We start from the raw sequence: 25,809 nt of genomic DNA, 5'->3' as shown, positions 1-25,809 counted from the left end.
CGTCCGTTCAACCGAAGAGAAGCGCCCACAGCGTGCGGCCGGGGGCCATGGCGAAAAAGCCCGCCGCGATCAGCCCGAAAAAGACGCCGCGCATGATCCGTTGGTGACGCTCGATCTGCCCGGTTTTCGCGAACCAGATCGCGCGCGGGAGCTGGATGATCGTCACCGCCGAAAAGATATGGATCGGGCCGATGCCGCCGGTGATCGTGCGGATCCAGAAGCTGTCGATCGCGGTGACGATCATCAGCAGCACCCAGATGCGGCCGCCGATCCGGTGCGCCGCGTCGCCCTTGCGCGGCCGCCACAGCAACCAGGCGCCGAGCGGCAGTGCCGGGACGACCGTCGCGAGATGCAGTTGGATCGCCCATGCCGGCGTGCGATAGTCCGACGTGCCGATATAGGAACGGGCGAGCACCGCTGCGACGATTGCGCCGAGGACAAGGAGCGCCATCAAGGCGATCCGGCGAATGGGGCTGGCGGGAACGGCGGTCATGGCAAAATCCTGTTGGCTGGCAATCGATGCCTCCTCCCTGCCCGGCCGCCGTTCGCGGGCAACCGCCCCTTCGCAAAAGCGGCGGATTTCTTCGCGAAACAGGGCGGTTCGCCAATTGACGCTTCGTGAAATGGCACGCACAAGGCGCGGCATGGCGAAGCGGCTGACGATCGAAATATTGGTGATGGTCGCGCTCGGCCTGCTCGTCGGCCTGCTAGGTCCCTTCGGGACCTTCGGCGCTCCGCCGGCACAGCGGATGCTGGTCTGGGTGATCTGGCTGCTCGCGGGCTATCTGCTTTTTCGCCCGACAAATGTCGTCGCGGGTTGGCTGTGCGAGGCGACGGGGCTGCCGCATTTTGCCGGCAAGCTGCTGGCGCTCGTCGTCGCCAGCGTGCCGCTCACGCTGATCGTCACGATGATGGTGACGCACCTGTCCTTTGCCCACGTGCTGCGCTGGCGCGGTTTCTGGACGATGTATCTCTATATCGTCGTCATCGCGGTCGTGGCGTCGGCGGTGATGGCCGCAGTCTTCGGCCGCGCCGGTCCGAGCGCGGCTACGCCCGACCCCGTACCGTCATCGCCCGCCCCTGCCTCTGCCCCTGCCGCTGCTGTCCCCACGCTCCCGCTGCCGCCCGGCTTCGGTCCGGTGCTCGCGCTGAAGGGCGAGGATCATTATGTCCGCATCATCGGTGAGGGGCGCGAGGAGCTTGTCCTGATGCGGATGCGCGACGCGATCGGGCGCCTTGGCGAACGCGATGGCCTGCGCATCCACCGTAGCTGGTGGGTCGCGAAGGACGCCATCAAAGCGGTGCGCCGCGACGGCCGTACCGCGGTGATCACGCTCCGCTCGGGGCACGAGGCGCCGGTCGCGCGCGACATGATGCCGCACTTGCGCGCGGCGGGATGGCTTTAACCCCTTCCCCTATTGGCCCGCGCTAGCTAAGGGGGCGCGCAATCCCACCCGCGCGAAAGGGCCTTGCACCCCATGAAACTTATCTCCGGCAACAGCAACCTGCCGCTGGCCCGTGCGATCGCGGACTATCTGGAATTGCCGCTCACCGATACGAGCGTGCGCCGCTTCGCCGACGAGGAAGTCTTCGTCGAAATCCATGAGAATGTCCGCGGTCAGGACGTGTTCGTCGTTCAGCCGACGAACTTCCCGGCGAACGACAATCTGATGGAGCTGCTCATCATCAACGATGCGCTGCGCCGCGCCTCGGCGAAGCGCATCACGGCGGTCGTTCCCTATTTCGGCTATGCGCGCCAGGACCGGAAGCCCGGCCCGCGCACGCCGATCTCGGCAAAGCTCGTTGCGAATCTGATCACCACCTCGGGCGCCGACCGCGTACTCGCGATCGATCTGCACGCGGGGCAGATCCAGGGCTTCTTCGACATTCCGACCGACAATCTTTATGCCGCACCTGTGATGAGCGCCGACATTCAGGCGCGCTTCGGCGGCAAGAATCTGATGGTCGTGTCGCCCGACGTCGGCGGCGTGGTTCGCGCCCGCGCGCTCGCGAAGCGGCTCGACAACGCGCCGCTGGCGATCGTCGACAAGCGCCGTGAACGCGCCGGCGAATCGGAAGTGATGAACATCATCGGCGACGTGAAGGGCCGCTTCTGCATCCTCATCGACGATATCGTCGATTCGGCGGGTACGCTGTGCAACGCCGCCGCCGCGTTGAAGGCTGCGGGCGCCGAGGGCGTCGTAGCCTATTGCACCCACGGCGTACTGTCGGGCGGCGCGGTTGCCCGCGTCGATGCGAGCGAGCTCACCGAACTCGTCATCACCGACTCGATCCAGCCGACCGATGCAGTCAATGACAGCAGCAAGGTTCGCGCGCTTACCGTTGCGCCGCTGCTCGGCGAAGCGATCAAGCGCATCGCCGACGAGTCGAGCGTCTCCTCGCTCTTCGACTGATCGTTACCAAAAGCGGTACCGGCCGGCTCAGCGCGCGACGAGCGCGCTGACGATATGATCGAGCTGCCGCCGAAAGGTCGCATGATCGGGCACGGCATGGACCAGCCCGCGTGCCGTCCAGCATAGCGACTGCGCCATGCTGCCGGCGCGCGACACCGCCGACCCCGGCCCGCTGAAGCGGATCGCCTCCGCCATCGCCGCGACAAGTCGGCGCTCGGCCACACGCACCGCCTCGGAAGGCTCGCGCCGGAGCATCGCGACGACTTCGGCGCCATGCGGCGAAGCGTGCAGCGCATCCATATGCCGCCCCGCCCATGCGTCGAGCGCACCGGTCAACCGCTCGACGAGCGTCCGCGCGGGCTGATCGATGCTGGCGAGCGCGGCAGCCAGCGAGCTGTCGATCAGGCTCTGCGTCGCCCGGTCCACCAGCGCGCCCTTCGATCCGTGACGATTATACAGTGCCTGACGCGACACGCCGAGCGCGGCTGCGACATCCTCCATCGACGTCTTGCGCAAACCATAGCGCGCGATCGTCGCGACAATCGGATCGAGAGGAAAATCACCCGGCATAGTCTCGATTTTACAGTTTATACGAATATTGTAAAATCTATAAAATTGGGCTTTGAGCGAGCCTGCGGCGTCGCGCGGACTGGCGGCGCGGACCGAGCTGGGCTAGCGCAGGGCCATGTCGATCACATCTGACCTCACTCTCGCCAACCGCCTCGCCGACGCCGCCGGCGAAGCGATCCGTCCGCTCTTCCGCTCCGCCTTCGCGCATGAAGCGAAGGCCGATGCCTCGCCCGTGACCGAAGCCGACCGCGCCGCCGAAGCCGCGATGCGCCGCCTGCTCGATGCGGAGGCGCCGCGCGACGGGATCATCGGTGAGGAATATGGTGCCGAGCGCGCCGATGCATCGCGCCAATGGGTACTCGACCCGATCGACGGCACCGTCAGTTTCATGGCGGGACGCCCGATCTTCGGCACGCTGATCGCGCTGCTTCAGGATGGCTGGCCCATCCTCGGGATCATCGACCAGCCGATCGCCGGCGAACGCTGGGTCGGCGCGCTGGGGCAGCCGACCCTCTTCAACGGCGCGCCCGCGCGCACGCGTAGCTGTCGCAGCCTCGCCGACGCAGTGCTCGCAACGACCGGCCCGCAATATTTCAGCGACCATGACGGCGAGCATTTTATGGCGCTCGCCGCAAAGACTTCGCACAAGCGCATGGTCTTCGGTGGCGACTGCTATAATTACGGCCTGCTGGCGAGCGGTCACATCGACCTTGTCGTCGAGGCGGGGTTGAAGCTCCACGACTTTGCCGCACTCGCCCCGATCGTCGAGGGCGCGGGCGGAACGATGTGCGACTGGAACGGCGACCCGCTGAGCGTCGACAGTTCGGGCCATGTCATTGCATTGGGGGATCCCGCGCGGCTCGAGGATGTGATCGAGGGGCTCGCCTGCCACCATTGATCCCACCACAATGACGAGGAGAGGAACGGACATGGCATTTGAAGGGAGCTGCCATTGCGGCGCGGTGACCTATTCGGTCGAGGGCGATATTCCCGATACGGCGATGAGCTGCAACTGCTCCCACTGTCGGCGCAAGGGCTTTCTGCTCGCGTTCGTTCCGATCGACCAGTTCCGGCTGACGGGCGGGAGCGACAAGCTCGAATCCTATCGGTTCAACAAACATAATATCGACCATCAGTTCTGTACCGATTGCGGATGTCAGGGTTTTTCGGTCGGCACCGGCCCGTCGGGCGAGAAGATGGCGGCGGTGAACCTGCGCTGCGTTCCCGACGCCGATCTCGACGCGCTCACCATTCACAAGGTCGACGGCGCAAGTTTTTGATCGCGCAGGTTGCGGGGCCATGGATAAACTCCGCCGAATCGCTTGCATTTCGGGGCGAATACCCCTAAGCGCCCGCCTTCCGATTGTGTCGGCTGGCTGAAAGGGCTGCCAGGCCGATACGCAAACGGACTTCAAAAGGAGACCAAAATGCCCAAGATGAAGACCAAGAGCGGTGTGAAGAAACGCTTCAAATTCACCGCCTCGGGCAAGGTGAAGCACGGCGTCGCCGGCAAGCGTCACCGCCTGAGCAGCCACAATGCGAAATATATCCGTACCAACCGCGGCACCAGCGTGCTCAGCGATTCGGACGCGGCTCATGTGCGCCTCTGGGCGCCCTACGGCCTGAAGTAAGGAGCGCTAGACGATGTCACGCATCAAACGCGGCACGACCACGCGTGCCAAGCATAAGCGGGTTTTGGAACAGGCGAAGGGCTATTATGGCCGTCGCAAGAATACGATCCGCGTCGCCAAGCAGGCGGTCGAAAAGGCCGGCCAGTATGCCTATCGCGACCGCAAGGTTAAGAAGCGGAGCTTCCGCGGTCTGTGGATCCAGCGCATCAACGCCGCGGTCCGCGCCGAAGGCCTCACCTATTCGCAGTTCATGCACGGCGTGAAGCTGGCCGGGATCGAACTCGACCGCAAGGTCATGGCCGACCTCGCGATGAACGAAGGTGGCGTGTTCACCACGATCATCGCGCAGGCGAAGGCGGCGCTGCCCAAGGCAGCCTGACGCTTTCGACCAAAGCGAAACGAAACAAGGGCGGTCCCAATGGGGCCGCCCTTTTTCGTTGCCCGACGTGATTTGGAGTGACGGCTAACGACCGGAAGCGGCCCTCCACATCCTCGTCACCCCGGGCTTGACCCGGGGTCCCGCTTGAGGCCGAAGTCAGTGAGCGCGTCAAAAAGCGGGATCCCGGATCAAGCCCGGGATGACGGAAGTGGGGGACGGGATGTCCGCTCCCCACTCCAAAACAAACATCGCCTCCAAAAAGGCCTTTCCTACATTATCGGGCCGTGCCAGCCTTCATCCGGCTCTTTCATTCGGTGAACAAAAATGCAGTCGCTGCCCTAATTGCGGGTACGACCATGATCGGACGTGCCGCGCACGTCCAGCTCTCGCCGACTGACAAATCGTGGGCTCCTAGGGCTGAACTTTCCTGAACTTTGGAATATTGCGCCGCCCTTGCGCCGACCCGATCCGGATCCAGCCGGGCGATGTCCAAAGAGCGCAACGACAGCTCCGCACGCCAAACCCGCCCCAAAGAAACGAAAGGGCCTGCCGCGACAGTGCCCGGCCGCGGCAGGCCCTCCCTACGCCCTCCCCGACATGGGGAGGGGGAGAGAGCGGTCAGAACTGGCCGCGCAGCGTCACACCATAGGTGCGCGGCTCGCCGGGGAAGCCGACGAACAATTTGTTCGCGGTGCCGGGATGCCCGCTCGCGGCAGGTGCGGCGACCGCACGGAACGATCCCGAGCCCTGAAGCGGCATGTCGGCGCCGATCTGATAATATTGCTTGTTGAACAGATTTTGGCCCCACAGTTCGATGCCCCAGCGGCGGTCGCGCCCGAACAGGCCGATCCGGCCATTGAACACCGCAAAGGCATCCTGTTCCTTCTCGATGTCTAGGTTCGACCCGGTGTTGGTATCGCTCTGCAAACGCGTGTCGAGATAGACGAGCGCGCTCATCCCTGACGAACCGATCGTCGGCGTCCAGCTGATCCCCGCGGTCGCGACATATTTGGCAGCGTTCGACACCCCACGACCGGGGAGCTGGAACAGCACGGGCGAAAGCGGCCTTCCGCCCGTACCGACCAGATTGCGGCGGTAAAGCGTGTCGACATAGGTCAGTCCCATGTTGACCGACAAATAGCGTGCGGGCCGCAGGAAGGTCTCGATCTCGACACCCTTCGCGACGACCCCCGGTTTCAGCCGGTCGGAGGGGCAGGCGCCCGTCGTCGCACTATTGTCGATCGGACCGGTCCCAAGGTCGTCCTTGCACGCCTGGATATTGGTGACCTCGAAATTGACGCCGTTGAAGGTGTTGAGCTGATAATTGCTATATTCCTGATAAAAGGCCGCAAGATTGACGTCGATTCCCGGGCCGTCCCATTTGATCCCGAGTTCATAGGCGTCGACTTTTTCGCTGGCGAATTGCAGGTCGCTCGCTTCGGGCCGTCCATTGCCCGGCGTGTTCGCCGGCCGCGCGAGCGCGGTGGTGCAGGCGGCATTTTGCGCCACAGACCCCGCGGTCGTACTGCATGGCCGGTCGAGCGCCGAATAGTCGAGGTTGAAGCCACCCGCCTTGTACCCCTTCGACGCCGAGGCATAGACAAGCCATTCGGGCGCGGGTTTCCAGCTCAGCACCGCCGTGCCCGTCCATTGGCCCTCGCTGAACTTCGTCCCCGGCGCGCCCTTGACGATGTCGGGCGCGGTGCCGTTGATCACGCAAGCGAGGCTAGCCAGCGCCTGAAAGGGCGAATTGACGATTGCCGGACACAGCGTGTTGGTGAAATTGGCGTCGCCCGCCAGTGTCTTCTTCTCATGCGTGTAGCGCGCGCCGACGGTCAGCGTCAGCACATCCTCGACGATGTCGAAGCTGTTGTGCGTGAACAGCGCATAGTTGGTGCTGCGCTGGTGAAAGGTCGATCCATTGTTGCCGGTGCCGTTCAGCCGTGCGGCGCCGAGCAAGGCCGCAAACCCCTGAAAACCGGGGAAGGTCGTGGCTGGCAGGTTCGAGCAGGTCGCCGACGCCGGATTGATATTCGCCGCCGAAAGCGTCGCGGCGGCCAGGCAGTTGGCGAACCGCTCATAATTGGCGCCGTAGATGATGTCGTCGTCGACATCGAGTTTTTCGTTGGCGTAATAGCCGCCGACCAACCAGTCGAGCCGCCCGTCGAAAGCCTCGCCCTGCAGCCGCACTTCCTGCGTGAACAGCCGGAAACGGCGATCGAGGTCGGTACGGCGCAGGATGTCGAGCGTACTGAAATCGGCATCCTGACCCTGAGCATTTTTGTAGTCGCGATAGGCGGTAATCGAAGTCAGCGTTGCCGCGCCCAGATCCCAGTCGAGTTCGCCCGACACGCCCCAATCCTTGGTATCCGACCGGTAAGTGACGCCGGGCGTTGTCGACTGGCGGCGAACGAAGCTTGTTCCCACGGGCGCGACCTGATGATTGGCACCGAGCAATTGCAGCAGCGGCAGCAATGTATTCGCCGATGCGACGGGGAAGCCATCGGCTCCCCGCGTCAGGTTGCGCACGGGGTTCAACAATATCCCGCCGCAACAATTTTCCTCTCGCTTGCTGTAATCGGCGATCAGGCGAAAGCTCAGCGTCTCGGTCGGCTCGAACATCAGCTGGCCCTTTACCAGCCAGCGATCGCGGTCATTGATATCGGGCTCATCCGGCGTGACATTCTCGATAAAGCCGTCGCGCTTCTGCCAGACGCCGTCGAGGCGCACTGCGGTCTTGTCGCCCAGCGGCGCGTTGATCATGCCGTCGACGCGCCAATAATCATAATTGCCATAGGACACCGAACCCTTCCCCGCGAAGGTTCCAAGCTCAGGCCCCTTGGTCACGATATTGATCAGCCCCGCGGTCGAGTTTCGGCCGAACAAAGTGCCTTGCGGACCGCGCAGCACTTCGACGCGTTCGATATCGCCGAGTTCGGACAGGCCGACGCCCGTCCGGCTGCGATAAACGCCATCGATGAACAGGCCGACCGACGATTCAAGGCCGGGGTTCTCGCCGACCGTGCCGATGCCGCGGATACGCGCCGAGAAATTGACCTCGCTCGTCGCGCCCGACACAAGCAGCGACGGCGCGACCTGTCCCAGCGCGCGAACATCGGTCGCACCGGTTTTCTCGAGCGTGTCGCCGGTGACCGCCGAAACCGCGATCGGAACATCGGACAGTGCTTCGCTGCGCCGGGTCGCCGTAACGATGATCGTGCTGTCGTCGGTTTCGGCGCCAGCGTCCTGCGCCACGGCGGGCGCGGCCAGCAGGCCGAACGAAAGCGACAGGCCGGCGGCACTGGTCCGCAGCAGGCTGGCGGCACGGCGGGAACGGTTTTTCATCGGAAATGGCCCTCCTCTCACATGATCGGTCGATGCGGGGAGAGCGGTCTTTTTTATCGTTGCCCGAGCGTAACATGAGTTGAGGGCAGCAAGCCAGCGCGCCGCACGTGCCGTAACGTCATTGCGCGAAAGGCGCGGCTTTTGTGCCACAGCTATCAGATGTGACGGGTTGACTTGGCCGGGCAAAGAAAAGGGGCGAGGCCAATGGCCCCGCCCCCATAGTCGGAAATTCGGTGGCGCTTAGAATTTGCCGCGCAGCGTCACGCCATAGGTCCTGGGTTCGGCCAGGAACTGCGAAAAGATCTGACGACCGCCCGGATATTGCGGGTCGGCGAAGGCGCCGGAGGTGCCGCCTTCCTGGAACGGCGAGTTGAACGCGACCTGCGAATATTGCTTGTTGAAGATATTCTGGCCCCAGAATTCGATGCCCCATTTCTCGTCGGGGCCGCGAACGCCGATACGCGCGTTGAAGATCGCATAGCCATTCTGTTCCTTCTGCGGGAACAGGTCCGACCCGGTGTTATAGTCGCTGGTCATACGGCCATCGATATAGACAAGACCGGTCAGGCCGCTGCTGCCGATGTCCGGAGTCCAGGCGACGCTGCCGGTTGCGACCAGTTCGGGCGCGTTCGACAGATTGTTGCCGGGCAGAAGGCGGAGCGCCGGATCGAGCGGTGCGCCCGACTTGTTGCCAACCAGATTGCTGCGATATTTGGTGTTGGCATAGGTCAGCCCCGCGGTCATGCGGAAGTTGCGCGACGGAACCAGCGAGGCTTCGAGTTCGAAGCCTTCGGTCCGCACGCCATAACCGACATCGCCCGATGGGCAGGCGCCCGTCGTCGATGCGGACGAGGTCGGCGTTACCGGCGTCGTATTGGCCGGTGCGCCCGGCAACGGAAGACCCGTCGCGCCGTCGGTGAACTTGCTCTGATCGCGATCGCCGCCATTGAGATCGCTCGAGCAACCATTGACCGTCTGGACGATGAACACGCTGCCGTTGAACGTATTGAGCTGGAAGTTTTTGAAGTCCGACCGGAACAGGGTCAGGCCGAGACCGAACGGCCCGGTCGAATATTTCGCGCCCAGTTCATAGCTGTTCACCAGTTCCGGATCGAACTGCAGGTTGCCGACCAGCGCCTGTGCGCCGCCTTGCGAGGCGAAGGAACGCGTCGGCGATTTCAGCGCCGAGCGGTCGAGGTTGAAGCCGCCCGCCTTATAGCCGCGCGCAAAGCTGGCGTAGACCATCAGATCGTCGACGGGCTTGTACGACAGGATCGCGGTGCCGGTCCATTCATCCTCGCTGCGGCTGTCGTTGATCGAAACGCCGTTGAGCTCGGCGGTCGAGTTACCCTGACAGGCCAGACCGATAAGGCCGCCAGATACCGCAGCCAGTGCGGGGACGGTCAGGAAGCCGGTGACCGCATTCTGGACGTTGACGCACGCCTGATTGTCGTTGGTGAACGAGGCCGAGAACTTTTTCTTGTCGTGGGTGTAACGCACGCCCAGCGTCAGATCGAGCTTGTCGGTGATGTGGAAGATATTGTGCGTGAACAGCGCCCAGTTGGTATCCTTCTGGTTGTAGCGATCGTCGATGCTGCCCTTGTCGCTGATGCTGTCGAGCTGGTCGAGCGCGCCATAAATCGCAGGCGAAGCGGCGCCGAACGCCGCCGGACGCGCCGCGACGCAACCGGGCGAGGTCGGCGAATAGAGCGCGGCAAGACCGCCACCCGAGATCAGGCGGCAGGCGGCAAAACGGCCGTACTGCGTGCCGAAACGCAGATTGTCGCGCACCGTCAGCTTTTCGTTGGCGTAGAAGCCGCCGACGAGCCAGTCGAGTTTGCCGTCGAAAGCCTCGCCCTGCACACGCAGTTCCTGCGTGAAGGTATGGAACTGGCGGTAAGCGTCGTCGCTTGGCGCGCGATAGAGGATGTCGACCGAACCATAATCGAGGTCGCCGGCCTGCCCCGAACGATATTCGCGGTAACCGGTGATCGAGGTGATCGTCGCACCGCCAAGATCATAGTCGATCTGACCCGAGAAACCGTAATCCTTGGTCTTGCCGTCGAAGCTGCGGCCCGGGCTGACCGAAATATTGCGGCTGTAGCCCTGATTGAACGCCGCGAGCGGCTGGCCGAGGTCGCGCAGCACGTTGATGATGTTGTTGCCATTGGGTTGCGGCACGTTCGGTTGCGGCGTCCCCGCCGGTCCCACGGACAGCGGCGTCGACAGGTTGTTGAGGTTCCCGATATAGGGGTTGACGCTCTTGTCGATGTAGGTCGCACCGCAGCAGGCTTCGTCACGCGACGTATAGTCGGCGATCAGCCGGATCGACAGCGCGTCGGTCGGTTCGAACAGCAACTGGCCGCGCACGAAATAGCGGTCGCGGTTGTTGACGTCGGTGTTGTTCGCCGTGTCCTTCAGAAAGCCGTCGCGCTTGACCCAGATGCCGTCGATGCGCGCCGCGAGCGTGTCGCTGATCGGTCCGGTGACGCTGCCACCGATCCGCCAATAATCGTAGTTGCCATAGGTGACTTCACCCGTGGCCCCGAATTCGAAGCTCGGCTTTTTCGAATAGATGCTGATCAGGCCCGCCGACGAGTTGCGGCCGCCAAGCGTACCCTGCGGGCCGCGCTGCACTTCGACGCGGTCGATTTCACCGAGTTCGTTGAGACCGATGCCCGAACGCGAGCGATACACGCCGTCGATGAACACAGGAACCGAGCTTTCGAGGCCGGGATTGTCGCCGACCGTACCGATGCCGCGGATACGCGCCGAACCATTGGCTTCCGAACCGGTCGAAGAGACGAGCAGCGACGGTGCGACCTGGTTTAGCTGACGAATGTCGTTCGCGCCGCTGTTCTGCAGCGTTTCGGCGCTGACCGCCGAAATCGCGACGGGCACATCGGACAGGAGCTGGGCGCGGCCCTGTGCGGTCACGATGATCGGGGTGTTGTCGCTGTCGTCGGTCGCGGTGTCTGCCGGTGCAGTCTGTGCGACGGCCGGTACCGACACGGCAGCGATGGCAAGCGATACGCCGAGCGCGCTGGTGCGCATAAATCGGGCAGCACGAAGGGAAGATGATTTCATATCGGGCACTCCTCTCAACATTTATTTATTTTTGTTGCGGCTGGAACATAACTCAATTGCGCGGACGATCCAGCGGGAGGCCTGTATTTGCGTCGTTTTTGGCTTGGTGATGCTTTTTAGTCACAGGCGGAAAAGCGCCTGTTCGGCGGGACTTAGGCCCGGCGGGCAGCGACGATGCGGCTTGCCGTAGCGTCATCGGACGGTCGGCCGGGGCAGGGAAAGCGTAGCTGCCGGTCACGCGCGACGAGCATCGCTTCATAAGCCCCGGAAAAATTCGCTGCGATCACCGGGTCCTCGGCGGCGAGACCACCGGTCAGCGCGCCGAAAGCGGGAAGGATCAACCGCCGTGCATCGCCCACGAAACAGGGGCGCGAGACATGCCGGCCGCGGATGTTGAGACGCAGCTTGGGGTGGAAATGCCCCGAAACCTCGGGGCGCGTCTCATGTGCCAGACTCTGGTGACGAAAGATGATCCCGTCGACGACCAGCTCGTCGGCGACCTCGCCGCCCCACGCCCCGCCCGTCAGCCCATCGTGATTGCCCGCGATCCACAACAGCTTCGCCGACGCAGCCTGTCCGAACAGGCGGTCGGCGACCGCCGGGACGACACGCTCGGCAGCATCGCGATCGTGAAAACTGTCGCCGAGACACCAGATCGCGCGCGCGCCCGTTTCGGCGGCAAGCGCGGCAAGCCGATCGAGCGTGTCGTGGCTGTCATAGGGTGGCAAGGGCTGGCCGAGCGCGGCGTACCAGCTCGCCTTTTCCAGATGCAGGTCGGCGACGATCAGCGCACCGTGGCGCGGCCAGAACAACGCCCGGTCGGCCAGCATATGAAATTGCTGGCCCGCAAAATCGAAACTCGCGGCGGCGGACATGCGCCCGCTATGCCGCCGCCGCCGCCGCGCGGCAAGCGTCCTATCCCCGCGGCGTCATATTTGCGGCGAAACGCAACCGCGGCATGCGACTGGCTTCGTCGGGCAGATCGAATACGACACGCTTGTTCGGGAAGTCGATCTCGACGCGGTCGAAAAGCGACAGGCTGTCCATGCCGAGCAGCAACGCGGGCCGATCGTCGAGCCCCAGAGCGCGAAAAGCCTGGCTGTCGGCAAAGCTGACCGGCAGGTCGTTGACGTCCATCCCGCTGATAACGATGCGCTTGATCGCGGTCCGCATCGCCGGCACTGCCTCGCCCGTGACTGCGTCCAACACGGTGGGGGTGAAGGGCAAGCGATTCTGGCGCTGGGCGGCGACAAGTTTCTGCAACGCGATATTGCCGACGCTGGTCTGGGCGCCGGTGTCGACGATGACGTCGACGCGCTTTCCACCCAGCCGCGCGTCGGACAGGATAAGCCGACCCGCCATATTGCGGGCGGTAACGACGATCGCGTCAGTATCGCGGATGATCGGCCGGGCGCGCTTGCGCGTTTCGAGGATCGACATGCTTTCCTTGCGGAAATCGATCAGAATGCGGCGTTCCTCGAGCATGTCGACGCCGATCAATCCCGCCGCGCCGATATGCCGCCCGAAAAACGCCGGCGCCTCGACCGAGGCGAGGTGGAGGTTCGACATTTGCAGCGCCGCGATGCGATAGCTCTGAACCATCGACGAGCCGCCGATCGTCGCGAGCTTCAGCTTCGCGCCTTCGGTAAGCCGCAGTCGCTCGGCGAGTTCGCGGGCGATCACCGTGCGTTCGGCACCCGTGTCGACAAGGAAAGAAAAGGGGCCTTTTCCCCCGACCATCACCTGCACCGACATGCGCCGCGACGCATCGAGGTCGAACGGCTGGATGAACGGTACGACGGTGATCGGCGGCAGGACGGCCTCGCCCGGCGGCGGGGGTGTGGCCGCGGGAGCCGGTGCAGGATCGGCCGGCGCCGGCGTCGCGCCAATCAGCGCGGGCGCGGCGAGCAGCGCCAAAAGGACGGACCGCTTGGAAGCATTGGTCATCGCTGGCATCCTCAATATATTTTCCCCAATCTACGCCTCATCGTCTCGCGCAGCAAGCGAAACGCCAGTCACTGGTCGAGGCGCATCGCCTGTTCGGCGAGTGAGTCCGCCAGCTCGCCCAGCAACGCATCGTCGATATCCGCCGCGGCGACATTTTCGCGCCCGATCAGCACCAGGACCGGGATCGCCAGCGGGCTGATCCGGTCGAGCGTCTTGTGCAGCATCGTCCCCGCGGCGCGGTCGAGCAGGTCGCCTAGCCGCGCAACGTCGGTCAGCCGCTCGCGCGCATCGGCCCACGCGGCCTCAAGCAACAGATGGTCGGGCTCATATTTGCGCAGCACGTCGAAAATCAGGTCGGTCGAAAAAGTCACCTGCTTGCCCGTCTTGCGTTTCCCCGGATGCTGGCGCTCGATCAGCCCGCCAATCACCGCAACCTCGCGAAAGGCGCGCTTCAACAGATGCGAGCGTTCGACCCATTCGACGAACTCCTCCGACAGAATCTCGGCATCGAACAGGTTCTGCGGGTGCAGGACGGGGCGCAGCGACCATATCGCGATCGCATAGTCCGACGCGACGAAACCCAATGGCTGCAAGCCCGCGCGTTCCATCCTTTTGGTGATGAGCATGCCCAGCGACTGATGCGCATTCCATCCTTCGAACGGATAGCAGACGAGATAATGATTGCCCTCGTGCGGAAAGGTCTCGACGAGCAGTTCGCCAGGCCGCGGCAGCGCCGATCGCAGCGCCTGCATCTCCAGCCAGAAGCGCACATCCTCCGGAAAACGCTGCCAGCTCGCCGGATCGGCGAGAAAGGTTCGCACCCGGTCGGCGAGCCGCGTCGAGATTGCGAGGCGTGCGCCCATATAGCTTGGGATACGCGCGGGCCGCGTCGTCGCGCGCACGATCAGATCGGTATCGCGGATCGACTCGACTTCGAGGCTTAGGCCAGCAAAGGCGAAGGTGTCGCCCGGCGACAGCGTGCTCGCGAAATATTCCTCGACCTTGCCGAGCCGTCGGCCATTCTTGAACCGGACATCGGCCATCGGTGCTTCGACGATAATTCCCGCGTTGAGCCGATGCTGCGCCGCCAACCGCGGATGCGCGATGCGCCAGCGGCCCTGGCCGTCGGGGGCGAGACGGCGGAACCGGTCGTAGCTTTTGAGCGCATAACCGCCGTCGCGCACGAAGCCGAGCAGCCGCGCGAAAATCTGGGGGTCGATCCAGCGATAGGGCTGGGCGGTGCGGATTTCGGCGAGCAGTTCAGCCTCGTCGAACGGCGCCGCGCAGGCGAGCGCCATCACATGCTGCGCGAGCACGTCGAGCGCACCGGGGCGAAAGCGGTCGGCGTCGCGCTCGCCCGCCTCGACCGCGTCGAGCGCGGCGCGGGCTTCCAGATATTCGAAGCGGTTCCCCGGCACGATCAGCGCCTTGCTGGGCTCGTCGAGCCGATGGTTCGCGCGTCCGATACGCTGGAGCAGGCGCGACGAGCCTTTGGGAGCGCCCATCTGGATCACGCAGTCGACGTCGCCCCAGTCGAGCCCCAGGTCGAGACTGGCGGTCGCGACGAGGGCACGGAGCCGACCCTCGGCCATTGCCGCCTCCGCCCGCTGGCGCGCTTCGCGGTCGAGGCTGCCGTGGTGGATCGCGATCGGCAGCGACAGGTCGTTGACCTTCCAAAGCTCCTGAAAGATCAGCTCGGCGAGCCCGCGGGTGTTGCAGAAGATGATCGTCGTGCGGTTCGTCGCGATCACCTCCATCACCTGATGCACGGCGTAGCGACCCGAATGTCCCGCCCAGGGCACCGCGCCCTCGGGCAGCAATATCTCGATATCGGGGTCGGCGCCGGGCTCGCCTTCGACGAGCGTGACCGCGTCGGCATCCGCATCGGGCGCGAGCCAGCCGCGATACTGGTCGGGATCGGCAATCGTCGCAGATAGCCCGACGCGCCGGAGACCGGGAGCGATCCGCTGGAGCCGCGCCATCGCGAGGCTCAGCAAATCGCCGCGCTTGCCCGGCGCAAAGGCGTGGATCTCGTCGATCACGATGGTCTGCAAATCGGCGAACATCGTAAGGCTGTCGGGGTAAGATAACAGCAGCGACAGCGATTCGGGGGTCGTCAGCAGGATGTTCGGCGGGCGGCTGCGCTGACGTGCCTTCTTATCCGAACTCGTATCGCCGCTCCGGCTCTCGACGCTGATGTCGAGCCCCATCTCGGCGATCGGACCGAGGAGGTTGCGCTCGACGTCGGCCGCGAGCGCCTTCAGCGGCGATACATAGAGCGTGTGCAACCGGTCGGACGGATGCTCCGCCAGATCGACGAGCGTTGGCAGGAACCCCGACAGCGTCTTGCCCGCCCCCGTCGCCGCAACGAGCAATGCGTGCTCGCCCCGTTCGCCCGCCGCGAGCATATCGGCCTGATGCCGCCTGAGGCGCCACCCGCGCGCGGCGAACCAGTCGGTGAAGGGGGCGGGGAGAGGCATGCGTTGAACGTGGGGCGGGAGCGAGGCGCGTGCAATGCTTCTCTCGTCGTCGGGGCGAGCGATTGCGGACCTCCCCATATCGTCACCCCGGACTTGCTCCGGGGTCCCGCTTGATACCAAAACCAGCGGGCGCCTTGAAAAAGCGGGCTCCCGGGTCAGGCCCGGGATGTCGGACGTGGGCAATGAAACGTCCGCTCTCCACCCCTAAACGGGCCCTGGCTTAAAGCCGCGCTTCCATCCCCTTCAGCAACCCCCGCCAATGTTCCGCCAGCCGCCGCTGGAACAGCATCAGCTCGAACCCGTGCCGCGCGACATGCTGCTGCGGGATCGCATCCCAACCGCGATGCTCGACCGTCACGCGCGTCTCCGCACCGACTGCCTCGAAACGAACGTCGACCTCGGTCGCCTGATCGGCCTTGAAGCTCGGCAATCGCCAGCCGAACGCCAGCCGCTCGCCGGGCAGCCAGTGGCGCACCGGCCCGATTTCCCACTCCCTGCCATCGTCGAACCGCGTGACGAGCCGCCCGCCAGGTCCCGCTGGGTCGAAGCGCAGCTTCCCGTCGCCCTTGCGCGAAAGCTGGAACAGCGGATGGCTCTTCCACCACATGCCGATATCGCGCGTGAAAGCGGCGAATGCGATGTCCGGCGACACGCCGACGCGCAGCGCGACAATGACCGCGGCGGTCATTCGGGCGCGCTCATTCGCCGCCCTCGACGTGGCGCTTGAACGCCGCGAGCTGGCGCGTCCACAGCGCCTCGGTGTCGGCCAGCCATTGCTTGAGTTCCGCCGTTGCGCCGTCCTTCAGCGAATAGATGCGCACGCGTGCGTCGAAGTGGGGATGCCCATCCTCGACCAGCCCACCCTCCTTCAGCGCGCGCAAATGGCGGCTCATCGCGGGCGGTGCGAGCCCGAGTTCGCCCGCAAGCTCTCCCGCGCTGCGCGGCCGCTCGCCCAGCAATTCGATCGCGCGCCGCCGTTTCGGGTCGGCGAGCGCGTCCAGCATCCGGTCGAGCGCGGCGCTCAATCGTCGAGCCGCGTCTTTGTGGTGAACCCACCCTCGGCGTCCCACTCTTCGGCGGTCTTTTCCTGGACCGTCACGCCGAATGTCCAGATATGCCCCTCGGGGTCCTTTGCGCGGTAGCTGCGGTCGCCGTAGAATTGGGTCTCCGGCTCGGCGATGATCTCGGCCCCCGCGGCGCGCGCTTTTGCGCAATGCGCGTCGATATCCTCTCCGACATCGAGCTGGACATGCACGGATTGCGTGTTCTTGCCGTCGATCGATTTCGGGCTCTTGTGATCGTCGGACCATTCGTTGCCGACCATCACCACCGAACTGCCGAAGCCCATTTCGGAATGCGCCAGGTTGCCCGCTTCATCGAGCAGCACGAACAGCGGCTCGAACCCGAAGGCCTGCTCCAGCCAGCGGAACGCCGCCTTGCTGTCCTGGTAACTGACGGCGCTCGAAAGCCCCTTGCCGCGCGGATGATCGACCATGATTCTCTCCCGAGTCGCTTAACTGATTTCCATTTTATAGAATATTTTCGTAAAAATGAAAATACATGCGTAAGCGCGTGAAGATGCTAATGCTGCGCGATGACCGACGATCTCCGCAATCATATCGACGAGGCGATGACGCTGGCGGCCGCACATCTCGGAAAAGGCCGCGTCGCCGACTATATTCCCGCGCTGGCCAAGGTTGATCCGAACAAGCTCGGCTTCGCACTCGCGCTGCCCGACGGCACCGTCCACACCTCGGGCGACGCCGAAGAGCCCTTCTCGATCCAGTCGGTGTCAAAGCTGTTCACGCTTGCGCTAGCGCTCCGCCGCGTCGGCAGTTCGTTGTGGGATAGCGTCGGGCGCGAACCGTCGGGCAGCGCGTTCAACTCGATCGTGCAACTCGAAAGCGAGCATGGCATTCCGCGCAATCCGCTGATCAACGCGGGCGCGATCGCGACGACCGACCGGCTGATCGACGGGCGCGGCGGCGATGCGGTCGCCGACGAGATTCTCGACTTCATGCGCGCGCGCGCCGGAGACGACAGCGTCGGGATCGATTTCGACGTCGCCTTCTCCGAATCCGAAACCGGCGCACGCAACCGCAGCCTCGCGCATTTCATGGACGCCTTCGGCAACCTCACGCACCCTGTCGAGACGGTCGTCGGCGTCTATTTTCGCCAGTGCGCGATTGCCATGTCGTGCCGCCAGCTCGCCCGCGCCGGGCTGTTCCTGGCGATGGAGGGGCGCGATCCGCTGACCGGCGAGCAATTGATCGAGCCGCACCGCGCCCGGCGCATCAACGCGATCATGATGCTGTGCGGCCATTACGACAATTCGGGCGAGTTCGCTTTCCGTGTCGGGCTGCCGGGCAAGAGCGGCGTCGGCGGGGGCATATTGTGCATTGCGCCGGGACAAGGGTCGATCGCGGTCTGGTCGCCCGCGCTCAATGAGGCGGGGACGTCACTCGCGGGCGCGGTTGCGCTTGAACATTTTGCCTATGCGGCGGGGTGGTCGGTGTTCGACTGACCCTCAGTCGTCGCTGAGCAGCGCCAGCTTCACGCGTGCAGTGCCGCTGCGGTGCATGCCGATTTCGCGGGCGGCGGCGGTGCTGACGTCGATCACGCGGCCGTGCGCAAAGGGGCCGCGGTCGTTGATGCGAACCACGACGCTGTCGCCGTTCGAGGTGTTGGTGACACGCACCAGGCTGCCAAAGGGAAGCGAGCGATGCGCGGCGGTCAGTTGGGCCGGGTCGAAACGTTCGCCGCTCGCGGTGCGGTTTCCGGCCAGTTCACTGCCGTAATAGCTTGCCATACCGCCGCCGATTTCGGTTTCGTCGACGATGTCGGCGATCGGATTGTCGGTGACTTCGACTTCTTGCGCTGCGGCCGAAACCGTGAGCAGAAGCGGTATCATCATGGCAGAAAAGACCCGCACGACATCATCCCCTTGTCAGAGGAGGCGCCAAAAGCAGCGGCGGCCTGCCAAGGCAAGCCGCCGCGCGTTAAACTGAACCTTATTTGCGTCCGGATGTGCGATTTGTACCGTTTTAACGGAACAATAACTGAATTTATACGTCCAGATTCGCCACCGACAGCGCGTTCGTCTGAATGAAATCGCGCCGCGGTTCGACCTCGTCGCCCATCAGTCGTTCGAAGATTTCGTGCGCGACATCGGCCTGTTCGGCCTCGACGCGCAGCAGCGAACGGTTCGACGGATCGAGCGTCGTTTCCCAGAGCTGTTCGGCATTCATCTCGCCCAGCCCCTTATAGCGGCTGATCGCCAGACCCTTGCGGCTGTGCGCAAAAATCGCCTCGAGCAGTTCGGACGGCCGCGTGATCGGGGTGACCTTGCCGGCGGTGGCGGCTGGCAGGTCGCTGTCGCTCGCTTCGGCGTCGTCTTGGGCCGCCTCTGCCGCAGCCAGCGCGGCCGCGTCGGCGGCTTGTGCCGCGGCGCTGCTGCCCTTCACCAGACGGCCCGGATGGGCGTAGGTCTCAGCCTGTTCGCTCGCGAGCTTGTGCAGGCGGCGCGCCTCCTGGCTAGCCAGGAACGCGGCGTCGATCGCATGATGGTCGCTGACCCCGCGCCACCGCTTTTCGAGCGTATAGCCGCCGTCGATCGCGACGATCGTCCATTTCGCCTCGGCACCTCCGGTCAGCGCGCGCTCGGCGGCGTTGAGCCATTCGGCCGCGCGCGCGCCCGCCGCGGTGCGTCCGGCGCTGTCGAGTTCCGGATCGAGTGCGCCGTTTAGCGCCAGCGCTTCGACGAGCTCATAATTATGGCCGCGCGGGACATAGCGCATGAGTGCTCGCAGACGGCGCCCATGCTCAATCAAGTCGCGAAGGTCCGCACCCGACCGCGCGCCGCCGGTGGTTTCGAGCATCAGCGCGTCGATCCCGCCATCGACGAGATAATTTTCGAGCGCGGTATCGTCCTTGAGATAGACCTCGCTCCGCCCTTTCGCGACTTTGTAGAGCGGCGGCTGGGCGATGTAGAGGTGGCCGCCCTCGATGATTTCAGGCATCTGACGATAGAAGAAGGTGAGCAAGAGCGTACGGATATGCGCGCCGTCGACGTCAGCGTCGGTCATAATCACGATCTTGTGATAACGCAGCTTTTCGAGGTTGAACTCGTCGCGAATACCGGTGCCGAGTGCCTGAATGAGCGTGCCGACTTCCTTCGACGAGATGATCCGGTCGAAACGCGCACGCTCGACGTTCAGGATCTTGCCCTTGAGCGGCAGGATCGCCTGCACATGCCGGTCGCGGCCCTGCTTTGCGCTGCCGCCTGCCGAGTCACCCTCGACGAGGAAGAGTTCGCATTTGCTGGGATCGCGTTCCTGGCAGTCGGCGAGCTTGCCGGGCAGGCTCGCGATATCCATCGCGCCCTTGCGCCGGGTCAGTTCGCGCGCCCTCTTCGCGGCCTCGCGTGCCGCGGCGGCGTCGATCACCTTCTGGATCACCGCTTTTGCATAAGCAGGATTTTCCTCGAGCCATTCGGTCATCCGGTCCGCCATCAGGCTTTCGAGCGGCTGGCGCACCTCGGACGAGACGAGCTTGTCCTTGGTCTGCGACGAGAATTTGGGATCGGGCAGCTTGACCGACACGATGGCAGTCAGTCCTTCGCGCATGTCCTCGCCGGTCAGCGAGACCTTTTCCTTCTTCAGGATGCCCGACTTGTCGCCATAGCCGTTCAATGTCCGCGTCAGCGCGGCGCGGAACGCCGCCAAGTGCGTGCCGCCATCGCGCTGCGGGATATTGTTCGTGAAGCAGAGGACATTTTCATAATAGCTGTCGTTCCACTCAAGCGCGACGTCGATGCCGATGCCGTCGCGTTCGCTGCTGATCGCGATCGGATCGGGCAGCAGCGCATTCTTGTTGCGGTCGAGATATTTGACGAACGCCGCGATGCCGCCTTCATAGAAAAGGTCGTGCGACAGATGCTCGGCATGGCGCGCATCGACCAGCTTGATGCGCACGCCGGAGTTCAGAAAGGCGAGTTCGCGGTAGCGATGCTCAAGCTTTTCGAAATCGAATTCGAGGACATTCTTGAACGTCTCGGTCGAGGCCTGAAAGGTGACGCGCGTGCCCTTCTTGCCCGCAGGGGCGGGGCCGTTGACCTTGAGCGGGCCGACCGAATCGCCATTTTCGAAACGCATCCAATGCTCTTCGCCATCGCGCCAGATCGTGAGTTCGAGCCATTCCGAAAGCGCGTTGACAACCGAGACGCCGACGCCGTGGAGGCCGCCCGACACCTTGTAGGCATTGTCGTCGCTGGTGTTCTCGAACTTCCCGCCGGCGTGGAGCTGGGTCATGATGACCTCGGCCGCCGAAATGCCTTCCTCGGCGTGGATGCCGGTCGGAATGCCGCGGCCATTGTCCTCGACGCTGACCGATCCGTCGCTGTTGAGCGTGATCAGGACCAGGTCGCAATGCCCCGCGAGCGCTTCGTCGATCGCATTGTCCGACACCTCGAAAACCATGTGATGCAGGCCCGAGCCGTCGTCGGTGTCGCCGATATACATGCCCGGCCGTTTACGCACCGCGTCGAGGCCCTTCAGAACCTTGATCGAATCGGCGCCATAGGCGTTGGTATTGGGCTGATTGGCGGGCGCGACCGGCGCCGTATTTTCTGGGGTGTCCGTCATATCGATTATATAGGGTCGAAGGCGGCAAAACCCAAGCGAAAATGCGGCTCTTGGTCCCGTCGCGACGAGCGTTGCGCGGGGGCGCCGCGGCGGCTAGTTTCGAAGGCATGAAACATCGTCTCGTCACCCCCGCCGCCGCCTTTCTGATCGCATCGCTCGCCGCGTGCAGCCAGCCCGCGCCGCCCGCCGAAAATGCACCCGCAATTGCCGGCGAGCCGCTCGCCACGCGCGCGGTCATGATCGGCACCGAGGGGCCGAGCCTGCCCGCTTGTTCGAGCATCAGCCGGGTCAAGGCTGGCGGAACCGACGTTTATTGGGCACCGGACGAGACGCGCGCGGTCAAGGCGAAGCTCGCCGGCGGCGCGAATGTTTCGCTATGCGAGGCCGCCGAGAATGACGCCTGGTTCGGCGTCGTCTTCGCCGCACCCGGAACCGATCCCGACATGTGCGGCGTCGGCAAGTCGGTCCAGAACGCCCGCGAATATCAGGGCCCGTGCCGCTGGGGCTGGATCAAGGGCGGGACGGTCCAGCTCGGCGGTTAAAGCCGCAAAAGTCCCGCGTCAGCGCGTTCGATTTGTGTCTTTTGTGGCTTTAGGACCCGTGCGGGATCGCGGCGTCCGCGGGCGATGATTGACGATCCAAAGAACGAACGATCAGGCTGATACAGGGATAATATAGGAAAGCGCCAATATCTCGGGATGCCGAAAGGCCGGAGGCGACCGGACGCTGACCTCCCATATCGTCACCCTCGAACGCGACACGTGGCTCGTTCGACTTGATCCGGGGTCCCGCTTGATGCCGAAGCCGGACGATGCGGAAGAAAAGCGGGATCCCGTGTTAAGCCCGGGAGGACGAAGCTCGGGCAACGACCGATTGCTTCCGTAGCGCCAGCATAGCCCCTCCCCTGAAGTGGAGGGGCTTTGGAAATGAAACGCCCGCTCCCCGCCCCAAAAAAAGACATCACCTTCAAATAGGTCTTTCCTACATTATCCGGCTGTGCGAGCCTCATCCGGCTCTTTCTTTCGGTGAACAAAAAGCTGGTCGCGGCCCGGCTTGTGGGTGCGATCACGATCGGACGTGCCGCGCACGTCCAGCACTCCGCGACTTGCAAATCGGGGCGCTCATAGGGCTGAACTTTCCTGAACTTTGGAATATTGCGCGGCCCTGATCCCCGATCCAGCCGGCGATAGCCAAAGAGGGGAACGGCAGCTCACCACCCCAAAACCGACATTCCCTGACTATCCGCGGCAATCCTCGATCACGCGGCCGATCTCCGACTGGACCGGCAGAGTCAGAGCGCCGCCGCCCGGCGTTTCGAGCGCGAAGCGGCCGCGGCTGAAGGCGATGCGGTCGAGCCGCGGGTCGCGATTGCCGAGGTTCGCGCTGCCGCCGTCGAAATTGATCTGGTCGATGCCCGCACTCGTTCGCAGGCTGACATTGCCCGAAAGACCCGAGGTCACCCGGATACCGCCACCGCTGCACGTCATGCTGAGTAGCGGGCTGGCGCTGCCGGTCCGGACGAACGCCGCGGTGCGGCTGCCCGCATCATAGCGCCAGGCGCCGGCATCGACCGCACGATCCTCCCAACTCGCCGTCGGGGTCGGCAGCGGCGCGGGCGTCGGCGTGGGCGCGACCGGACGCGGTGCCGGGGGCGGGGCGGCGGGCTGCGGGATCGCGGTACAGCCCGCAACAATGAGCATCAGCGCGCCCGTGACGCCATAGCGAAAACCCGGCTGCTTGCTGGTCATCATTAAAATCCCTGCCAATCAATCACTTCGTCGAGCTGCGCGCGTGGCACCGCCCACTGGTTCACCGCCGCATCGGTGTCGGCATAGCCGATCGCGAGCCCGGTGAACAAAATCTGTCCCTCGCCCAGTCCGAGCGTGCGCCGGACGGTTTCTCCATACATCGCCCAGCATTCCTGCGGACAACTGGCAAGGCCATGTTCGATGAGCAGCAACATCACCGATTGCAGCCACATGCCCATGTCCGACCATTGCGGCGGCCCCATGATGCGCGAACAATGAAGGAAAAGCATCACCGGTGCGTCGAAGCCCCGGTAATTGTCCATGAACCGAGCGAGGCGTCCCGCCTTGTCTTCGCGCGGGATACCTAGCGAGGCGTAGAGCGCCTCGCCCACCCCGAAACGGCGATCGGTCCAAGGTTCGGTCAGTTCGCGAGGGTAGATGTCATATTCGGGCTGCTGCCCCTCGCGCCCCATCGCGATTCGCTCGGCAACCGCGTCCTTCACCGCCTGCCAGGGTTCGCCGGTCAGCACCGTCACCTGCCAAGGCTGGAGATTGCCGCCCGACGGCGCGCGCTGCGCGGCCGTGAAAATCTCCCGGAGCAACGCCGGGTCGACGGGCCGATCGGTAAAGGCGCGCACCGAACGGCGCGCGTGCAGGGCCTGGGTAACGCTGGTGTCAGTCGCTGGCATATTTATCCTCTCGCCGCTTGCCGAACAGCAATTTGCGTTCGAGCCGGGCCTTCAGCTGGCGGTAGTAGGAAAGCAGGAAGACGTCATCCTCTTCGGCGACGGGCCGGCCGATCTTGGCGCGGATCGCGTCGGCGACCTCGCGCATTGCGCGCGCGTCGCGACCGCGTAATACGCGTTCGAGTTCCTGCAGTTCGAAAATCCCGTAAACGGCGAGTTCGGCTTCGGTGAAGGCCATCGCTTCACCGGCCGCCTCGCCGGCGATATCGGCGTCAAGCTTGACGCGCTGCGCCATCACGACCCAGGTTCCCGCGATCAGGTCGCCCATCCGCATCCGGTCGCGGTTGAACAGCAGGAACAGGCTGAGGGTCAGCGACCAGAGCACGCCGACAAGGATGAGCCAGCCCGACACCGCATCCTCCGCGACACCCACGCCCAGCATCATCAGCGGGAGAAAGATTTCGAGCTCGCGGATCAGGTTGCGCGCGACGACCGCATCGGCGGTCAGCCGGCCGCCGTCGCGTGCGACGACGCGGATTCCCATCATCCTTTTGCCGGGCGTCGCGGCGCGCGAACCCAGCTCGAAGCCGATGAACCAGAAGGTACGCAGCAGGAAGGCGCCGAGCATCCAGATGACCTCGGTGATGTCCGACCGCGAGGCGACACCGACCCACAGCACGACGAGCCAGAACAGGAAGAGCGCGCACTGGATCAGGATCATATCGGTCAGCAGTGCGCCGAAGCGCAGCCCCGAACCGGCGATCTTCAGTTCCAGATCGACGCCTTCGGGTGTGATGAACTGACGGGTCTTCTTCGCCCGCGCAGCGCGCAGCCGGGCATCGGCCTGTGCGGCGGCACTCATGTCACATCCTCGCGCCGCGGAATGTAATAATAAGCGATCCAGAACAAAAGCATCAGCGAACCGATGGCATAGCGCAGCACCGTGTCGGTGATCAGTTGGCGGCCGAAACCTTCGAGCAGCCCGGCGGCGAACAGCATCAAAATGACGCCGACCATGACCTTTCCCGCGGTGCGTCCGGCGTCCGCCGCCGCTTGCAACCGCCCGCGTGCGCCGGGAAAGACAACCGCGGCGCCGATCCGCAGGCCCGCGGCGCCCGACAAGGCGGCAGCGAACAGCTCGGTCGTGCCATGGATGAAAAGCCAGCCGCCGAAATCATAGCCCAGCCCCTTGGCCGAAAAGACCGCCATCATCGCGCCGAGCCCGATGCCCTGATAATATTCGAGCATCATCGTGGGCACGCCAAAGGCGAAGCCGAGCGCGAAGGACATGATCGAAACCTGGCTGTTGTGCGTGAACAAATAGGTGGCGAAGACGTGCAGCCCGCTCTCACCCTCGCCCGCGACCGCCTTGCCATGGCCCAGCGTCGACTGGAGAAATTCGACGGTCGCGCGCGGATCGCGGCCTCCTGACATCTCCTCGTCGACGAAATTGAAATACCATTCGGGGTTGCTCGATACGAGCGAATAGCTGGTCAGCGCGCCGAGAAGGATGACGAGCGCGATGATGATGGTCTCCTTCCACACCGACCGCACCGCGGCGGGCCAGTCGTAGAGGAAGAAGCGGCGCAAGCGATTGAGCCGGCTTTCGCGCACGCCATAGACGAGGAAATAGCCGCGGATGGACAGCGCCTCGAGATGGTCGAGTAGCGCCTTGTCGAGGCTTGTCGCGCGCGCGATCGACAGCGACGACAGCGTCGCACGATAGAGCAAGGGCAGTTGCAGCAGCTCGTCGCTGGACAGCGCCGCCGATCCTTTCTTCTCCAGCTTGGTGAGCAAGAGGTCGAAGGCGATCCAGTCGGCCTCGCGCTCTGCGCGGAAACGGCTCGTCGAAAAGCTGGGCGCGCCCATCGCGCGAGCGG

Annotated in this window: 24 protein-coding genes; 8 read left to right on the top strand and 16 right to left on the bottom strand. The window is 64.3% G+C overall.

Going from position 1 to position 25,809, the window contains the following annotated elements; genetic code table 11:
- Window positions 1–7: 7 nt before the first annotated feature.
- Window positions 8–493, bottom strand: coding sequence for a DUF2306 domain-containing protein (locus SC1_RS20540; protein ID WP_193749237.1), 486 nt, complete (start codon window positions 491–493; stop codon window positions 8–10).
- A gap of 130 nt (window positions 494–623) precedes the next feature.
- Between SC1_RS20540 and SC1_RS20535 the strand changes: the two genes are divergently transcribed.
- Window positions 624–1,406: a LytTR family DNA-binding domain-containing protein gene (locus SC1_RS20535; protein ID WP_193749236.1), complete on the top strand. Its 783-nt coding sequence runs from the start codon at window positions 624–626 to the stop codon at window positions 1,404–1,406.
- A gap of 72 nt (window positions 1,407–1,478) precedes the next feature.
- Entirely contained in the window at window positions 1,479–2,414 is a 936-nt protein-coding gene (locus tag SC1_RS20530) for a ribose-phosphate pyrophosphokinase (RefSeq protein WP_062186490.1), read from the top strand.
- Between the two features lie 27 nt (window positions 2,415–2,441).
- Here the strand turns inward: SC1_RS20530 and SC1_RS20525 are convergent, their stop codons facing one another.
- Window positions 2,442–2,984 carry a TetR/AcrR family transcriptional regulator gene (locus tag SC1_RS20525; RefSeq protein ID WP_062186488.1) on the bottom strand — a complete coding sequence of 181 codons (543 nt, stop codon included), beginning with the start codon at window positions 2,982–2,984 and terminating at the stop codon, window positions 2,442–2,444.
- A gap of 115 nt (window positions 2,985–3,099) precedes the next feature.
- On the opposite strand from SC1_RS20525, the gene hisN reads away from it, so the two are divergent.
- The 4 genes from hisN (at window position 3,100) to rplT (ending at window position 4,994) form a co-directional block, all read left to right on the top strand.
- On the top strand, window positions 3,100–3,882 hold the full coding sequence (gene hisN / locus SC1_RS20520) for a histidinol-phosphatase (RefSeq protein ID WP_062186486.1): 783 nt from the start codon (window positions 3,100–3,102) through the stop codon (window positions 3,880–3,882).
- Between the two features lie 31 nt (window positions 3,883–3,913).
- The gene (locus tag SC1_RS20515; RefSeq protein ID WP_062186484.1) at window positions 3,914–4,264 is read left to right on the top strand and encodes a GFA family protein; all 351 of its coding nucleotides are present in this window, start codon (window positions 3,914–3,916) and stop codon (window positions 4,262–4,264) included.
- 147 nt (window positions 4,265–4,411) lie between these two features.
- Complete coding sequence (gene rpmI / locus SC1_RS20510; RefSeq protein WP_062186481.1) at window positions 4,412–4,615, top strand: 50S ribosomal protein L35; 204 nt, start codon at window positions 4,412–4,414, stop codon at window positions 4,613–4,615.
- A 13-nt stretch (window positions 4,616–4,628) separates the two neighbouring features.
- The gene (rplT, locus tag SC1_RS20505) at window positions 4,629–4,994 is read left to right on the top strand and encodes a 50S ribosomal protein L20 (RefSeq protein WP_062186479.1); all 366 of its coding nucleotides are present in this window, start codon (window positions 4,629–4,631) and stop codon (window positions 4,992–4,994) included.
- 618 nt (window positions 4,995–5,612) lie between these two features.
- On the opposite strand, the gene SC1_RS20500 is transcribed toward rplT, so the two are convergent.
- The 8 genes from SC1_RS20500 to SC1_RS20465 all read right to left on the bottom strand — a co-directional run bounded on the left by SC1_RS20500 (window position 5,613) and on the right by SC1_RS20465 (window position 17,348).
- Entirely contained in the window at window positions 5,613–8,339 is a 2,727-nt protein-coding gene (locus SC1_RS20500) for a TonB-dependent receptor (protein ID WP_062186477.1), read from the bottom strand.
- Between the two features lie 240 nt (window positions 8,340–8,579).
- A complete protein-coding gene (locus SC1_RS20495; protein WP_062186475.1) occupies window positions 8,580–11,426 on the bottom strand; it encodes a TonB-dependent receptor in 2,847 nt (948 codons plus the stop codon).
- Between the two features lie 152 nt (window positions 11,427–11,578).
- Entirely contained in the window at window positions 11,579–12,301 is a 723-nt protein-coding gene (gene pdeM, locus SC1_RS20490) for a ligase-associated DNA damage response endonuclease PdeM (protein ID WP_062186473.1), read from the bottom strand.
- Window positions 12,302–12,341: 40 nt separating this feature from the next.
- Window positions 12,342–13,373 (bottom strand): aspartyl protease family protein, encoded by a 1,032-nt coding sequence (locus tag SC1_RS20485; RefSeq protein WP_062186471.1) that lies wholly within the window; start codon window positions 13,371–13,373, stop codon window positions 12,342–12,344.
- A 68-nt stretch (window positions 13,374–13,441) separates the two neighbouring features.
- The gene (locus SC1_RS20480; RefSeq protein ID WP_062186469.1) at window positions 13,442–15,853 is read right to left on the bottom strand and encodes a ligase-associated DNA damage response DEXH box helicase; all 2,412 of its coding nucleotides are present in this window, start codon (window positions 15,851–15,853) and stop codon (window positions 13,442–13,444) included.
- 220 nt (window positions 15,854–16,073) lie between these two features.
- The gene (locus SC1_RS20475) at window positions 16,074–16,541 is read right to left on the bottom strand and encodes an SRPBCC domain-containing protein (protein ID WP_062186466.1); all 468 of its coding nucleotides are present in this window, start codon (window positions 16,539–16,541) and stop codon (window positions 16,074–16,076) included.
- Between the two features lie 10 nt (window positions 16,542–16,551).
- On the bottom strand, window positions 16,552–16,878 hold the full coding sequence (locus SC1_RS20470) for a helix-turn-helix transcriptional regulator (RefSeq protein WP_062186465.1): 327 nt from the start codon (window positions 16,876–16,878) through the stop codon (window positions 16,552–16,554).
- On the bottom strand, window positions 16,875–17,348 hold the full coding sequence (locus tag SC1_RS20465) for a VOC family protein (RefSeq protein ID WP_062186462.1): 474 nt from the start codon (window positions 17,346–17,348) through the stop codon (window positions 16,875–16,877). The genes SC1_RS20470 and SC1_RS20465 overlap by 4 nt, the downstream gene beginning before the upstream one ends.
- A gap of 99 nt (window positions 17,349–17,447) precedes the next feature.
- On the opposite strand from SC1_RS20465, the gene SC1_RS20460 reads away from it, so the two are divergent.
- Window positions 17,448–18,377: a glutaminase gene (locus SC1_RS20460; protein WP_083436024.1), complete on the top strand. Its 930-nt coding sequence runs from the start codon at window positions 17,448–17,450 to the stop codon at window positions 18,375–18,377.
- A gap of 3 nt (window positions 18,378–18,380) precedes the next feature.
- On the opposite strand, the gene SC1_RS20455 is transcribed toward SC1_RS20460, so the two are convergent.
- Together SC1_RS20455 and gyrB are read right to left on the bottom strand one after the other, a co-directional pair.
- Window positions 18,381–18,767 carry a septal ring lytic transglycosylase RlpA family protein gene (locus tag SC1_RS20455; protein WP_304644409.1) on the bottom strand — a complete coding sequence of 129 codons (387 nt, stop codon included), beginning with the start codon at window positions 18,765–18,767 and terminating at the stop codon, window positions 18,381–18,383.
- Between the two features lie 151 nt (window positions 18,768–18,918).
- Entirely contained in the window at window positions 18,919–21,495 is a 2,577-nt protein-coding gene (gyrB, locus tag SC1_RS20450) for a DNA topoisomerase (ATP-hydrolyzing) subunit B (RefSeq protein ID WP_062186452.1), read from the bottom strand.
- 107 nt (window positions 21,496–21,602) lie between these two features.
- On the opposite strand from gyrB, the gene SC1_RS20445 reads away from it, so the two are divergent.
- A complete protein-coding gene (locus SC1_RS20445; RefSeq protein WP_152682500.1) occupies window positions 21,603–22,037 on the top strand; it encodes a hypothetical protein in 435 nt (144 codons plus the stop codon).
- Window positions 22,038–22,733: 696 nt separating this feature from the next.
- Here the strand turns inward: SC1_RS20445 and SC1_RS20440 are convergent.
- From SC1_RS20440 to SC1_RS20425, 4 genes are read right to left on the bottom strand one after another with little or no spacing between them, the layout of a single operon-like run.
- Window positions 22,734–23,243 carry a hypothetical protein gene (locus SC1_RS20440; RefSeq protein WP_062187088.1) on the bottom strand — a complete coding sequence of 170 codons (510 nt, stop codon included), beginning with the start codon at window positions 23,241–23,243 and terminating at the stop codon, window positions 22,734–22,736.
- 2 nt (window positions 23,244–23,245) lie between these two features.
- Complete coding sequence (locus tag SC1_RS20435; RefSeq protein ID WP_062186447.1) at window positions 23,246–23,932, bottom strand: nitroreductase; 687 nt, start codon at window positions 23,930–23,932, stop codon at window positions 23,246–23,248.
- The gene (locus SC1_RS20430) at window positions 23,919–24,791 is read right to left on the bottom strand and encodes an RDD family protein (RefSeq protein ID WP_062186444.1); all 873 of its coding nucleotides are present in this window, start codon (window positions 24,789–24,791) and stop codon (window positions 23,919–23,921) included. Before SC1_RS20430 ends, SC1_RS20435 begins: the two co-directional genes overlap by 14 nt.
- Window positions 24,788–25,798, bottom strand: coding sequence for a stage II sporulation protein M (locus tag SC1_RS20425; protein ID WP_062186442.1), 1,011 nt, complete (start codon window positions 25,796–25,798; stop codon window positions 24,788–24,790). The genes SC1_RS20430 and SC1_RS20425 overlap by 4 nt, the downstream gene beginning before the upstream one ends.
- Window positions 25,799–25,809 lie beyond the last annotated feature (11 nt).

It is taken from the genome of Sphingopyxis sp. C-1 (genome assembly GCF_001047015.1).
Classification (GTDB): domain Bacteria; phylum Pseudomonadota; class Alphaproteobacteria; order Sphingomonadales; family Sphingomonadaceae; genus Sphingopyxis.
The sequence above is the reverse complement of the archived record's forward strand: the minus strand, read 5'-3'. Positions and strand labels throughout refer to the sequence as shown.

Excerpts from the sequence above, each read along its gene's own strand:
- SC1_RS20540 (WP_193749237.1), bottom strand. The coding sequence starts at position 493 with ATGACCGCCGTTCCCGCCAGCCCCATTCGCCGGATCGCCTTGATGGCG.
- SC1_RS20535 (WP_193749236.1), top strand. The coding sequence starts at position 624 with ATGGCACGCACAAGGCGCGGCATGGCGAAGCGGCTGACGATCGAAATA.
- SC1_RS20530 (WP_062186490.1), top strand. The coding sequence starts at position 1,479 with ATGAAACTTATCTCCGGCAACAGCAACCTGCCGCTGGCCCGTGCGATC.
- SC1_RS20525 (WP_062186488.1), bottom strand. The coding sequence starts at position 2,984 with ATGCCGGGTGATTTTCCTCTCGATCCGATTGTCGCGACGATCGCGCGC.
- hisN (WP_062186486.1), top strand. The coding sequence starts at position 3,100 with ATGTCGATCACATCTGACCTCACTCTCGCCAACCGCCTCGCCGACGCC.
- SC1_RS20515 (WP_062186484.1), top strand. The coding sequence starts at position 3,914 with ATGGCATTTGAAGGGAGCTGCCATTGCGGCGCGGTGACCTATTCGGTC.
- rpmI (WP_062186481.1), top strand. The coding sequence starts at position 4,412 with ATGCCCAAGATGAAGACCAAGAGCGGTGTGAAGAAACGCTTCAAATTC.
- rplT (WP_062186479.1), top strand. The coding sequence starts at position 4,629 with ATGTCACGCATCAAACGCGGCACGACCACGCGTGCCAAGCATAAGCGG.
- SC1_RS20500 (WP_062186477.1), bottom strand. The coding sequence starts at position 8,339 with ATGAAAAACCGTTCCCGCCGTGCCGCCAGCCTGCTGCGGACCAGTGCC.
- SC1_RS20495 (WP_062186475.1), bottom strand. The coding sequence starts at position 11,426 with ATGAAATCATCTTCCCTTCGTGCTGCCCGATTTATGCGCACCAGCGCG.
- pdeM (WP_062186473.1), bottom strand. The coding sequence starts at position 12,301 with ATGTCCGCCGCCGCGAGTTTCGATTTTGCGGGCCAGCAATTTCATATG.
- SC1_RS20485 (WP_062186471.1), bottom strand. The coding sequence starts at position 13,373 with ATGACCAATGCTTCCAAGCGGTCCGTCCTTTTGGCGCTGCTCGCCGCG.
- SC1_RS20480 (WP_062186469.1), bottom strand. The coding sequence starts at position 15,853 with ATGCCTCTCCCCGCCCCCTTCACCGACTGGTTCGCCGCGCGCGGGTGG.
- SC1_RS20475 (WP_062186466.1), bottom strand. The coding sequence starts at position 16,541 with ATGACCGCCGCGGTCATTGTCGCGCTGCGCGTCGGCGTGTCGCCGGAC.
- SC1_RS20465 (WP_062186462.1), bottom strand. The coding sequence starts at position 17,348 with ATGGTCGATCATCCGCGCGGCAAGGGGCTTTCGAGCGCCGTCAGTTAC.
- SC1_RS20460 (WP_083436024.1), top strand. The coding sequence starts at position 17,448 with ATGACCGACGATCTCCGCAATCATATCGACGAGGCGATGACGCTGGCG.
- SC1_RS20455 (WP_304644409.1), bottom strand. The coding sequence starts at position 18,767 with ATGATGATACCGCTTCTGCTCACGGTTTCGGCCGCAGCGCAAGAAGTC.
- gyrB (WP_062186452.1), bottom strand. The coding sequence starts at position 21,495 with ATGACGGACACCCCAGAAAATACGGCGCCGGTCGCGCCCGCCAATCAG.
- SC1_RS20445 (WP_152682500.1), top strand. The coding sequence starts at position 21,603 with ATGAAACATCGTCTCGTCACCCCCGCCGCCGCCTTTCTGATCGCATCG.
- SC1_RS20440 (WP_062187088.1), bottom strand. The coding sequence starts at position 23,243 with ATGACCAGCAAGCAGCCGGGTTTTCGCTATGGCGTCACGGGCGCGCTG.
- SC1_RS20435 (WP_062186447.1), bottom strand. The coding sequence starts at position 23,932 with ATGCCAGCGACTGACACCAGCGTTACCCAGGCCCTGCACGCGCGCCGT.
- SC1_RS20430 (WP_062186444.1), bottom strand. The coding sequence starts at position 24,791 with ATGAGTGCCGCCGCACAGGCCGATGCCCGGCTGCGCGCTGCGCGGGCG.
- SC1_RS20425 (WP_062186442.1), bottom strand. The coding sequence starts at position 25,798 with ATGGGCGCGCCCAGCTTTTCGACGAGCCGTTTCCGCGCAGAGCGCGAG.